8 protein-coding genes are annotated in these 12,061 nt (G+C 71.6%); 3 read left to right on the plus strand and 5 right to left on the minus strand.

Features of this window, described 5'->3' with window-relative positions:
- Nucleotides 1-37: 37 nt before the first annotated feature.
- Complete coding sequence (locus OG552_RS11645) at nucleotides 38-526, minus strand: hypothetical protein (protein ID WP_329131948.1); 489 nt, start codon at nucleotides 524-526, stop codon at nucleotides 38-40.
- A 163-nt stretch (nucleotides 527-689) separates the two neighbouring features.
- Complete coding sequence (gene proB, locus OG552_RS11650) at nucleotides 690-1,790, minus strand: glutamate 5-kinase (RefSeq protein WP_329140740.1); 1,101 nt, start codon at nucleotides 1,788-1,790, stop codon at nucleotides 690-692.
- 813 nt (nucleotides 1,791-2,603) lie between these two features.
- Here proB and galU point away from each other — a divergent pair.
- Nucleotides 2,604-3,512: a UTP--glucose-1-phosphate uridylyltransferase GalU gene (galU, locus tag OG552_RS11655; protein ID WP_329131950.1), complete on the plus strand. Its 909-nt coding sequence runs from the start codon at nucleotides 2,604-2,606 to the stop codon at nucleotides 3,510-3,512.
- A gap of 10 nt (nucleotides 3,513-3,522) precedes the next feature.
- On the opposite strand, the gene galE is transcribed toward galU, so the two are convergent.
- Nucleotides 3,523-4,488 (minus strand): UDP-glucose 4-epimerase GalE, encoded by a 966-nt coding sequence (gene galE / locus OG552_RS11660; RefSeq protein ID WP_329131952.1) that lies wholly within the window; start codon nucleotides 4,486-4,488, stop codon nucleotides 3,523-3,525.
- 173 nt (nucleotides 4,489-4,661) lie between these two features.
- On the opposite strand from galE, the gene OG552_RS11665 reads away from it, so the two are divergent.
- Together OG552_RS11665 and OG552_RS11670 are read left to right on the plus strand one after the other, a co-directional pair.
- The gene (locus OG552_RS11665) at nucleotides 4,662-7,559 is read left to right on the plus strand and encodes a bifunctional glycosyltransferase/CDP-glycerol:glycerophosphate glycerophosphotransferase (RefSeq protein ID WP_329131954.1); all 2,898 of its coding nucleotides are present in this window, start codon (nucleotides 4,662-4,664) and stop codon (nucleotides 7,557-7,559) included.
- On the plus strand, nucleotides 7,556-8,734 hold the full coding sequence (locus OG552_RS11670) for a glycosyltransferase family 4 protein (protein ID WP_329131956.1): 1,179 nt from the start codon (nucleotides 7,556-7,558) through the stop codon (nucleotides 8,732-8,734). Before OG552_RS11665 ends, OG552_RS11670 begins: the two co-directional genes overlap by 4 nt.
- Nucleotides 8,735-8,764: 30 nt before the next feature.
- Here the strand turns inward: OG552_RS11670 and OG552_RS11675 are convergent, their stop codons facing one another.
- A complete protein-coding gene (locus tag OG552_RS11675) occupies nucleotides 8,765-10,012 on the minus strand; it encodes an acyltransferase family protein (protein ID WP_329131960.1) in 1,248 nt (415 codons plus the stop codon).
- Between the two features lie 306 nt (nucleotides 10,013-10,318).
- Nucleotides 10,319-11,902: a glycosyltransferase family 2 protein gene (locus tag OG552_RS11680; protein ID WP_329131962.1), complete on the minus strand. Its 1,584-nt coding sequence runs from the start codon at nucleotides 11,900-11,902 to the stop codon at nucleotides 10,319-10,321.
- Nucleotides 11,903-12,061: the final 159 nt, after the last annotated feature.

The following is a 12,061-nucleotide window of genomic DNA, read 5'->3' on the forward strand; positions in this document are numbered from 1 at the left end:
GGGGAGGGGTGCTCGTCCGGTGCCAGGGGGGCGCGGATCAGAACGGGTGGACACCCACCGGGACGGCGGGCGGCGGACCGTAACCCTCGGCGAGCCGCTGGTGGTAGGTGGCCCGGTCGATGACCGCGAGGCCGACCGTCTCCCAGGGCGGCAGCCCGGCGGTGGCGCGGTGCTCGCCCCACAGCCGCAGCGCGATGGCCGCGGCGTCGTGCAGGTCGCGGGCCTCCTCCCAGTAGCGGATCTCCGCGTGATCGACCGCGTAGCGGCTGGTCAGCAGGAAGGGATGGTCGTGCGCGAGCTGTTCCAGGCCGCGTCTGACCTCGGCGAGCGGGGTGCCCGGCCCCGAGACGTTGAGGGTGATGTGCCACAGCCGGTACGCCTGCGGCTCCTCCGGCCGGGAAGCCGATCCCTCTTCTCCGATGTCGCCGATCCGGCTGACATCGCTGTCATCGGCGGCGCGGTCGACACTGACCAGAGCGCGCTCCGCCCCGCCCCTGGGCAACGGCCCTGGGCGCCCTCGTTTCACCGGCGGCCTCCCTGTGGGTGACGTTCCCGGGTGCCGTCCGCGGGTGCCGGTGCGGACAGACCCTGGGCATCAGGTCTTCATCAAGTTGAGCAGGCTACGCCAGGCGGCGCGGCCGTTTCGCACAAGAGGCAGGTCAACGGCGTCGGTCCGGTCACCGGTTGACTCACGGCCGCAGCAGCACCAGGTCGTCGCGGTGCACGACCTCGCGCTCGTAGGCCGGGCCGAGCTCCTTGGCGAGATCCCGGGTGGAGCGGCCGAGCAGCCGGGGCAGTTCCCGGGCGTCGAAGTTGACCAGGCCCCGGGCGACCGCACGGCCGGCCTCGTCGAGCAGGTCGACCGGGTCGCCCGCGACGAAGTCGCCGTCGACCGCGGTCAGTCCGGCCGGCAGCAGGGAGCTGCCCCGTTCGGTGACGGCCCGCACCGCGCCGGGGTCCAGCCGCAGCGAGCCGCGCGGGGTGGAGGCGTGCGCGAGCCAGAGCAGCCGGTCGGCGGAGCGCTTGCCGGTGCGGTGGAAGTGCGTGCCGGTGGGGCGGCCGGCCAGCGCGTCGGCGGCGTGCACCGCGGAGGTGAGCACCACCGGTACGCCGGCGCCGGTCGCGATACCGGCCGCCTCGACCTTGGTGACCATGCCGCCAGTGCCGACCCCGGCCCGGCCGGCGCTGCCGATGGAGATCCCTTCGAGGTCGGCGGGGCCGCTGACCTCGGTGATCAGCCGGGTGCCGGGGGTACGGGGGTCGCCGTCGTAGAGGCCGTCCACGTCGGAGAGCAGCACCAGCAGGTCGGCGTGGACGAGGTGGGCGACCAGGGCGGCGAGACGGTCGTTGTCGCCGAACCGGATCTCGTCGGTGGCGACGGTGTCGTTCTCGTTGACGACCGGCAGCGCGCCCATCGACAGCAGCTGGTCGAGGGTGCGGTAGGCGTTGCGGTAGTGGGTGCGGCGGGCCACGTCGTCGGAGGTGAGCAGCACCTGGCCGACACGGATGCCGTAGCGGGCGAAGGAGGCGGTGTAACGGGCGACCAGCAGGCCCTGGCCGACACTGGCGGCGGCCTGCTGCCGGGCCAGGTCGCGGGGGCGCCTGGCCAGACCGAGCGGGGCGAGGCCGGCCGCGATGGCGCCCGAGGAGACCAGCACGATCTCGCGCTGCTCGCGGGCCTTGGCCAGCACGTCCACCAGGGCGTCGACCCGGTCCGCGTCCAGTCCGCCGGCGGCGGTGGTCAGGGAGGAGGACCCCACCTTGACCACGACCCTGCGGGCCTCCACCACGTCCTGCCGCGCCGCCGCTGCCACTGCCCGTTCCTCAAAGCCGTCGGTCCACCCCGCCACCGCGCAATCTACGCGAACCCCTGCGGGGGGCGTTCACCAGTCCATACTCCGGTCCCCACGGTCCACCGTCCCGCCGGAGGCCGTCGTCTCGTCCGTCTCCTGCGGAGCCAGGCCCGGCGGCCCGGCGCGACCGGCTCGCACGCGTGGGCCCGTTCCCCACGGTTCGCTCGGTTCGCCGCCCCGCCGGAGGCCGTCGTCTCCTGCGAAGCCGGGCCCGGCCGCCCCGGCGCCGGCCCGCACGCGCAGGCCCGGCCCCCACCGTCCGCCGCCCCGCCGGAGCCCGTCGTCTCCTCCGTCTCCTGCGGAGCCAGGCCCGGCGGCCCGGCGCGACCGGCTCGCACGCGGCACCGGCCCGCACGCGCGGGCCCGTTCCCCACGGTTCGCTCGGTTCGCCGCCCCACCGGAGGCCGTCGTCTCCCGCGGAGCCAGGCCCGGCCGCCCCGCGCGCGGCACCGGCCCGCACGCGCGGGCCCGTTCCCCACGGTTCGCTCGGTTCGCCGCCCCACCGGAGGCCGTCGTCTCCTGCGGAGCCAGGCCCGGCGGCCCGGCGCGACCGGCCCGCGCGCGGCACCGGCCCGCACGCGCGGGCCCGTTCCCCACGGCCCCCACGGTCCGCCGCCCCGGCGCGACCGGCCGGCGCGCGCGGGACCGGCCCGGCGCGGCCCTGGAGGGGGATTCGCCAGCGCTGAGGGGGCACGATAGCGTCCAGGCGACCGTCACCAGGCCCGCTTCTTCCGCCCCGCGAGGATTCCCATGTCACCACATCCCCACCCCGTAACGAAGGCTGTCATTCCGGCGGCGGGTCTGGGGACCCGGTTCCTGCCGGCGACGAAGGCGACGCCGAAGGAGATGCTGCCGGTCGTGGACAAACCCGCGATCCAGTACGTCGTCGAGGAAGCCGTCGCCGCGGGCCTGTCCGACGTCCTGATGATCACCGGCCGCAACAAACGCCCCCTGGAAGACCACTTCGACCGCAACTACGAACTCGAAGAAGCCCTCACCCGCAAAGGCGACGCCTCCCGCCTGGCCCGCGTCCGCGAATCCTCCGACCTCGCCACCATGCACTACGTCCGCCAGGGCGCCCCCCAAGGCCTCGGCCACGCCGTCCTGTGCGCCGAACCCCACGTCGGCGACCAGCCCTTCGCCGTCCTCCTCGGCGACGACCTCATCGACCCCCGCGACCCCCTCCTCGCCCGCATGATCACCATCCAGCAACAGCACGGCGGCAGCGTCATCGCCCTGATGGAAGTCGACCCCGAACAAATCCACCTCTACGGCTCCGCCGCGATACTCCCCACCCCCGACCCCGACGTCGTCCGCGTCACCGGACTCGTCGAAAAACCCGAACCCGCCCAGGCCCCCTCCCACTACGCCGTCATCGGCCGCTACGTCCTGGACCCCGCCGTCTTCGACGTCCTGCGCAAAACCCAGCCCGGCCGCGGCGACGAAATCCAGCTCACCGACGCCCTGCGCGAACTCGCCGAACGCGACGACACCGGCGGCCCCGTCCACGGCGTCGTCTTCACCGGCCGCCGCTACGACACCGGCGACCGCGGCGACTACCTGCGCGCCATCGTCCGCCTCGCATGCGAACGCGAAGACCTCGGCCCCGACTTCCGCACCTGGCTCCACACCTACGTCACCGAAGAGATGCAGGACTGAGTGGCACCGCTCAGTGGCGGTGCCGCCACCCGGCCCAGGCGGACGCCACCATCTCCTCCAGGTCGTACCGCGCGCTCCAGCCCAGTTCCTCTCCGATCAGGCGGGCGGAGGCGACCACCCGGGCCGGGTCGCCGGGGCGGCGGGCGACGACCTCGGGCACGATGTCGGTGCGGCCGGTGACCTTCCGGATCGTCTCGATCACCTCGGCCACCGAAACCCCCTCGCCCCGGCCGATGTTCAGCGTCAGCCGGGCGTCCGGGTCGGCCACCAGGCGGCGGGCGGCGGCCAGATGGGCCGAGGCCACGTCCGCGATGTGGATGTAGTCACGGACGCAGGTGCCGTCCGGCGTCGGGTAGTCGTCACCGAAGATCAGCGGGGCCCGCCCGGACTCGACGCGCTCGAAGACCATCGGGATCAGGTTGAAGACCCCGGGGTCGCCGAGTTCCGGCACCGCCGCACCGGCCACGTTGAAGTAGCGCAGCGCCGCTGTCGCCATGCCGTGCGCCCGGCCGGCCGCCGCCACCAGCCACTCGCCGGCCAGTTTGGTCTCGCCGTAGGGGCTCATCGGCAGGCACGGGGTCTGCTCGGTGACCAGGTCGACGTCCGGCATCCCGTAGACCGAGGCGGACGAGGAGAACAGGAAGCGTTCGACGCCGGTGGCGGCCGCGGCCTCCAGGACGGTGCGCAGGCCCTCGACGTTCTCCCGGTAGTAGTGCAGCGGCCGCTCCACCGACTCGCCGACCTGCTTCTTCGCGGCGATGTGCAGTACGCCGGTGACCTCGTGCCGGCGGAGCACCCCGGTCACGAACGGCAGGTCGAGGATCGTCCCCCGCTCCAGCGGGACGCCCGCGGGGAGCCGGCCGGGGTCACCGGTGGAGAGGTCGTCGAGCACGACAATCCGCTCTCCGCCGTCGACCAGTTCCCGCACCACATGAGAACCGATGTATCCCGCACCGCCGGTGATCAACCACGTCATGGCCGCCATCGTACCGAAGGCCGCGTACGCCCCCTTCGGCATCTCCCGGCGTCGCGCACAGGTCCGAACCTTTGAACGATCCGTGACCGCTCGCTGAACAGCCGGTGACGCCGGTGGGTTAGGCTGTGGAACTGCGAAGACCGTATTTCCGACCAGAGGTGGCTGTGTCAAGAATGACCATCGCGGCTCAGGAGATGACCGGAAAGACACCGGACATCAGCGTTGTCGTCATTGTGTACAACGACGCCGCGCGACTACCGACAGCCGTTGATTCCGTTCTCGAACAGTCGCTGCGCAATGTCGAGGTCGTCATCGCCGACGACTGCTCCACCGACGCCTCCTACGAGGTCGCCCAGCGGCTGGCGGCCCGCCACCCCGGCCGGGTGCGGGCGATCCGCCTGCCGGAGAACAGCGGCGGTTGCGGCGAACCCCGCAACCAGGGCATCAAGGTGGCCCGCGGCCGCTATGTGATGTTCCTGGACAGTGACGACATCCTGGACCCGCACGCCTGCCGCAACATGCTGGAGGCGGCCGACCGCACCAGCGCCGACCTGGTCTCCGGCAAATGCGTACGGGTGCATGTGGACAGCCGCCACAACAAGCGCGCCGAATGGTATCCGTGGCTTTACCGGACCACCCGGACGATGGAAAGCATCGCCGAACTCCCCGATCTCTTCGTCTTCGACACCCTCTCCACGAACAAGTGCTATCGCCGGGAATTCCTGATCGAAAAGGACCTCACCTTTCCGCGCGGTATCCATTACGAGGATCTGCTCTTCTCGGCGCAGGCCTATCTGGCCGCCGAGCGGATCACCCTGATTCCGCAGACGGTCTACCACTGGAATGTGGTGGAGAAGACCGCGGTGAAGTCGATCAGCAACCGGCGCCACGAGATCAACAACTTCGCGGACCGGCTGGAGATCCACCGCCGGGTGGACGCGATCCTGGAGCGGCGCGGCCTGGACGCGCTGCGGTTCCACAAGGACGTCAAGTTCCTCAAGCACGACCTGGTGCTCTACCTGCGTGACCTGCCGTTCCTCGACGACGAGTACCGCCACCGCTTCGCCGCGATGGCCAACGGCTACACCCGGGACTTCCCGCAGCGGGCATTCGACGAACTGGACCCGATCCACGCGATCTGCGCCTACCTGCTGCTCCAGGAGGACTGGCGGAATCTGATGCCCGCCATCGACACCCTGATCAACCGCAGCAAGGTGTCGTCGCCGCTGGTCGAGCGGGACGGCCGGGTCTACTGGTGCGCCGATCACCTGGACGACCCGCGGGCCCGGGCCATACTGGATGTCACCGACCGCAATTACCACGGTCAGCAGCTGAACTCCCTGTCCCTGCGCGATGAGTTGACCGGTTACCACGAGGACGCCTCGGGCGTGGTGCTGGACGGCCGGGTGGTCAATCCGCTGGGTATCGTGCCGGCCACCGCGAAGATCAAGGCCGAGCTGGAGTTCAAGGCCCGCCGCCGCAGCCTGCGCACCTACCGGGTACCGGTGCAGCGGCTGAGCCACGACGGCGAGTTCATCAGCTGGCACGCCGAGGTCGGGCTGCGCAAGCTGCTGCGTCCGCTGGGCGTCCTGGACGAGGTGTGGGACATCCGGCTGCGGCTGACCGCGGACGGCAGGACCACCGCGGGGAAGATCACCGCGGGCAACACCGACCTGGAGAACGCCGGCGCCATCGAGGTCCGCCCGCTGCTCACCCGGGCCACCGCCGACCGGCTCAAGCCCGAGGTCTCCTCGCGCGGCCATCTGGCCTTCGTGCTGGCCCAGCACGGCAGGACCGCCAAGACCGGCCGGGCCCTGGTGGACCGCAATCTGCGCGGCCGCCCGGCCGGCGTCGCCAAGTCGGCGCTGCGCAAGGCCCGCAGCGCCCGCCGGCGGCTGGACTCGGGGCTGCGCAAGATCCAGGGCTACCACCAGATGGTCAAGGTGCTGCCGGTCCGCAAGGGCACCGTCGTCTTCGAGAGCCACCTGGGCAAGCAGTACAGCGACAGCCCGCGGGCGATCTACGAGGAGCTGCGCCGCCGCGGCACGCCCATCCACGCCATCTGGTCCTACGACGGCAAGACCCCGCCGGCCGGCTTCCCCGAGGAGGCGGAGCTCGTCCAGCGCTGGTCGTGGAGGTACGTACGGGCGCTGGCCCAGGCCGAGTTCTGGATCGACAACCAGGGTTACCCGCTGAAGTTCGGCAAGCGGCCGGAGACCACGTACATCCAGACCTGGCACGGCTCGGCGCTGAAGCGGATGGGCTTCGACGAGCCGCACTACCGGATCATGTCGGAGAGCGACCAGCAGGACTACCAGCGGGCGCTGGACCGCTTCGACCACTTCCTGGTGCGCTCCGAGCACGACGTACGGACCCTGGCGCGTGCCTACCGGCTCCCCGACGAGAAGCTGCTGCGCTTCGGCTACCCCCGCAACGACGCCCTGGTGAAGGGGCGGACCGCCGCCGAGCGGTCGCCGGAAGTGGCGGCGCTCGCCGAGGAGTTGAAGCTGCGGCCGGATCTCCCGGTGGTGCTGTACGCGCCGACCTTCCGGGCCGCCGCCGACGGCAAGGTGCAGGCGTTCGAAGCGCCCTTCGACGTCGAGGAGTTCGCCGACCGGTTCGGGGACTCGTTCACCTTGCTGGTGCGCTCGCACTACCTGAACAAGGTGACGCTGCCGCCGTCGGTCGCCGGCCGGATGATCGACGTGACCTCGGTGCCGGACATCACCCCGCTGCTGCTGCTCTCCGACGCGCTGATCACCGACTACAGCTCGGTGATGTTCGACTACGCGCTGCTGGAGCGGCCGCTGATCTTCTACGCCTACGACTGGGAGGAGTACGCGCACGACATCCGCGGCACGTACTTCAACCTGCTCGAAGAGGCACCGGGCCCGGTGGCGAGGACCCAGCAGGAGCTCTTCGCCACGCTCACCGATCTGGACGCCGTACGCGACAAGTACGGCGACCAGGTGAAGGACTTCGTGGCCAGGTACGGGGAGTACGACCGCGGCGACGCCGCCGCCCGGATCGCGGACCGCTTCTTCGGTCCGGCAGGGGGGACCACCCGATGACGCAGCTGACACAGCCCGCACCGCAGGCTGCCGCCCCGCGGGAGATCTTCTTCGTCGCCAACGAGGTCAACGAGCTGGGCGGAGTCGCCCGCTGGCAGGCCCAGATGGCGGGGCTGTTCGCCGCCCGCGGCCACAAGGTGACGGTGATCGGCATCGCCCCGCCCGAGGTGCCGATGGACCTCGGCGACCACCCGCCGTTCGACACCGTGACGCTGTACGAGGTCAGGCCGCCGGGCCGGTGGCGGCCCAGGGGCCCGCTGGACCGGGTCAACCTTCCCGCGCGCCGCCGGGAGGCGGCCCGCGAGAAGGGTGTCGCGCGCACCGCGGCGAAGCTCTCCGCGCTCTTCCGGGCGGCCGGACCCGGCGCCGTGATCATCGTCACCCAGGTGTGGGCGATGGAGTGGGTGGCGCTCGCCGACACCGCCGGGCACCCGGTGATCGGGATGAGCCACGAGTCGTACGAGTACTCGCGGCAGTCCTCGCGCTTCCAGCGGGTGGAGAAGTTCTACAAGGACGTGGACCGGCTGGTGCTGCTCACCCAGGAGGACGCCGATCTGTGGGCGGGCCGCGGGCTGAACAACGTCGGCTTCATGCCCAACCCGCTGCCGATGATGCCCGAGGTGCCCTCGCCGCGCACCGAGAAGGTGGTGGCCAGCGTCGGCCGGCTCAGCCACCAGAAGGGCATCGACATGCTGCTCGACGCCTGGGCGGAGGCGGCCCCGCTGGCGCCCGGCTGGCGGCTGAAGATCTACGGCGCCGGTGAGCTGGAGGCGCCGCTGAAGGAGCAGTGCACCGCGCTGGGCCTGGACGACTCGGTCGAGTGGGCAGGGCAGACCGGCGACGTCCCCGGGGCGCTGCGGAGCGCCTCGGTCTTCGTCCAGTCCTCGCGCGGTGAGGGCTTTCCGCTGGCGCTGCTGGAGGCGATGGCCTGCGGGCTGCCGTGCGCGGCCTTCGACTGCGCGCCCGGCGTGCACGAGATCATCGACGACGGCGTGGACGGGCTGCTGGCCCGCCCCGGCAACACCTCGGAGCTGGCCCGCCGGCTGGTCCGGCTGATGAACGACGGGGAGGAGCGCGACCGGATGGGCGAACTCGCCCGGCGGAACGTGCAGCGCTACACCCCGGAGTCCATCACCCAGCGCTGGGAAGACCTCTTCGCCTTCCTGGAACGCTGACCCGGGTGACCTGGGCCGGACACCCGCGTACTAGCTGTTCGCGGGTGCCGGCTCGGTCGCCGGTTCGTTCAGCGGCTCATTCAGGGACTCGTTCACCGGTTCCTTCACCGGTACGGGCCCGGCCGGTTCCGGTGCGGTGCGGGCGGCGGGGACCGGTCCTCCGGTCGCCTGCTTCGGCGCCAGCCACCCCCTCGGGGTCCGCCGGCGCCACCACTTCTCGGCCGGCTCCTCCACGAACTGGTAGAGCAGCCACGCCAGGGCGTTGGCGACCGCGCCCACCGCCAGCAGATACAGCAGCGCGTAGTTGTTGTCCGGCATCCGCCCCCACAGGTAGGTGGCGATCCGGCTCAGCGAGTGGTGGACCAGGTAGAAGCAGTACGACCACGCGCCGAGCAGCACCAGCGGACGGGTGTTGAGCACCCCGCGCAGCCCCCGTACCTCCCGCTGCACGAAGGCCAGGATGATCAGCACCGACAGGATCGCGATGGCCGGCCGCAGGGTGTAGTCCAGCTGCTCGGCCACGCCCGCCGTGAAGTTCTCCCGGCCCTGGTAGTACAGGCCCACATAGGCCGCCAGCAGCAGCACCGGAACGATCGGCCGCAGCGGCAGCCGCCAGCCGCGCCTGACGGCCAGCGCCACCGTCATACCGAGCAGGAACTCCGGCAGGTAGACCACCGGCAGCCGCATGATCCAGGCGGCGGTGGCCGGGGCCGCGGTGTTGACGGAGATCCAGTCGGTCAGCCACATGCCCACCAGGCCGAGCGCGGTGGCGGTCACGAGCCAGCGGGTCCTGCACTTCGCGGCGATCCGGCCCAGCAGCGGGAAGAGCGCGTAGAAGAGCAGTTCGACGCTGAGCGTCCAGGTGACCTCGTTCCCCGGCAGGGTCGGGGTGACGTGCGGGGCCCAGGTCTGGACGAGGAAGACCGACTGGATCAGGCTCGGCCAGTCGATCGTGAGGTCGGCCATGATGTAGTACGCCTGGATCGCCAGCAGCAGGGCCACCAGATGGGCCGGCCAGATGCGGCCGACGCGGCGCCAGTAGAAGACCCCCGGGCTCTCGTGCGGCTTGAAGACCCACATCAGCAGGAAGCCGGAGAGCACGAAGAAGAAGCTGACGCCCTGACCGCCGATCATCGAGTACGGGAAGATGACCGGCGCCCGCGCGAATCCGGTGCCGCCGCCGTTGCCGGTGAAGTGGAAGGTGAAGACCGCGAAGGCGGCGAAGAAGCGCAGACTCGTCAGGGAGTCGAGGCGCTTGGGCAGGGAGTGCGGGATCACTTCTGTCCGTATGCCTCGTATCGCCATGGTTACGCGGTCAGCCTTTTCGCAGGGTGTGTCGACAGATGGTCGGTGATCTTCCCCCCCGGAGCACGCTAGGCCAGCGGGCGCCCGGCTGTCCAGAATGGGCCGATTCCCTGTCCGCGGACTGTGGATCGGATCAGAAAAGGATGAAAATCCGGCGGAACGGACAGTTCGGCCGGAAGGAGCCGTCGGGCGGGCAACAGGTGGGACGGCGGCAGATGGGCCGGGCCGGGGCGGGGCCTCGGGTGCGGGGTCGCCAGGGGGTGGGCCGGAGCGGTCATGTCAGCGGCCCAGCATCCGGCGCAGCCGCCCGCCGGCCACCCGGCGGGCGCCCTGCACGCCGTCGGCGACCCGCAGGATCAGCGCCCGGCCCGCGGTGATGTGGGTCTGCACCAGCAGCACCTGGCCGGTCGGGCGGACCACCGCGCCGCGCCGCACCTCCTGGCCGTTGGCGGCCCGTACCTCGACGGGGGTGCGCTCACCGGTGCCGGCGTATCTGAGTTCCGCCCTGATGTGCCACACCGCGAGCCGGCCGCCACGGGCCAGGTCACCGGTGTTCAGCCGCACCACGGCGGTCCAGCCGTCGCCCTCCCCCACCAGCGGGGCCTCCAGGCTGATCGCGGGCTTGGCGCTGCCGCGCTCGGTCAGCTCCACGCGGACCGCGACCGGGTGCAGGGCGACCAGCCGTCCGTACAGTTCGTGCACCCGCAGGTCCAGGCGGGTGTGCGGGCCGGTGTGCACCCGGGCGTCCACCGTGACCGGCAGCTCCGCCGTGCCGAGCTCGGCCAGCTCGGGCGGTGGCAGCGTGCCGTACGGGGGGATCAGCCGAGGCGGGCGGGCGGCCAGCTCCACCAGCCGGCCGAGCCCGGCCACGCCCGGCTCCGGCTCGTCGGCGCCGGGCGCGGTGAGGGCGCGGACGGTCCAGCGGGCCGGGACCGAGGCGAGGGCGATGCCCTCGCGGTCGAAGCCGCCCACGTAGTCGCGGGTGGACCGCCACCACTCCCGCACGTACTCCGGGGTGCGCTGCGGCAGCTCCCGTACGTACATCGGCAGGTCGTAGTCGAGGAACTTCGCCTGCGCGGCCTCGGCGAGGCCGTACGCGCCCGCGTCCTGCAGGGTGTCCACGACGCCGCGGTGGGCGGCGATGCGGTGGCGCCAGTTGGCGATGTCGGCGCGGCGCAGCGAGATGGACAGCCGGGTCGCCTGCCTTCGGACGTGCCAGATGTAGACGGGTGCGTCGGTGAAGGCGATCCGGGGGGCCGCGGCGTAGAGGCGGGCGGTGAAGACGAAGTCCTCGTAGTGGAAGGCGCCGTCGGGGAAGGTGATCCGGCGGTCGCGGAGGAAGGCGGTGCGGTAGAGCTTGTTGACCGACAGGGTGTCCCAGAGCAGTTCGGGGTGGTCGGCGATGCCCTGCAGCACGGTGCCGGGGAGGGTGGCGCCGGCCGCGGTGTCGTAAAGGTCGGGCGCCCAGACGGTGTCCCGGCGGCCGGGCAGTTCGCGGCGGATCGCCCGGCCGGCCGTCACGTCCGCGCGCTGCCGCTCGGCGATCTCCAGCAGGGCGTCGACGGCGCCGGGGGGCAGGACGTCGTCGCTGTCGAGGAAGAGGAGATACGGGCAGGTGGCGGCGCCGATGCCGTCGTTGCGGGGAGTGCCGCAGCCACCGCTGTTGGTGGTGCGGGGCAGCAGTCGCAGGCGGGGATCGGCGGCCAGCAGCGGGGCGAGGACGTCGGTGGTGGTGTCGGTCGAGCGGTCGTCGACGACGATGACCTCACCGATCGCGTCGCCCTGGGCGAGAGCCGATTCCACGGCGGTGGTGACATGTTCGGCGTCGTTGTAGGTGATCACGACGACGCTGACGCGTGTCATCAAGGACCCTCGCTTCTGAGCTGCTTGCGGGCTGCCACTGACCGGCTTTCAGGGGCCCCAGAGTAGTATTTGCCGCTTTCGGTTGCCCACACCGGGGTGAACACTCAAGAGCCCCGTATCCGGCGTTTTCCGGAACCCCCGCCTCCACCGCACGGCGCC

It is taken from the genome of Streptomyces sp. NBC_01476 (assembly GCF_036227265.1).
In the GTDB taxonomy this organism is placed as follows: domain Bacteria; phylum Actinomycetota; class Actinomycetes; order Streptomycetales; family Streptomycetaceae; genus Actinacidiphila.

What these genes read in the sequence shown, in the direction of transcription:
- galU (WP_329131950.1), top strand. Translation starts at nt 2,604, where the DNA reads ATGTCACCACATCCCCACCCCGTAACGAAGGCTGTCATTCCGGCGGCG.
- galE (WP_329131952.1), bottom strand. Translation starts at nt 4,488, where the DNA reads ATGACGTGGTTGATCACCGGCGGTGCGGGATACATCGGTTCTCATGTG.
- OG552_RS11665 (WP_329131954.1), top strand. Translation starts at nt 4,662, where the DNA reads ATGACCATCGCGGCTCAGGAGATGACCGGAAAGACACCGGACATCAGC.
- OG552_RS11670 (WP_329131956.1), top strand. Translation starts at nt 7,556, where the DNA reads ATGACGCAGCTGACACAGCCCGCACCGCAGGCTGCCGCCCCGCGGGAG.
- OG552_RS11680 (WP_329131962.1), bottom strand. Translation starts at nt 11,902, where the DNA reads ATGACACGCGTCAGCGTCGTCGTGATCACCTACAACGACGCCGAACAT.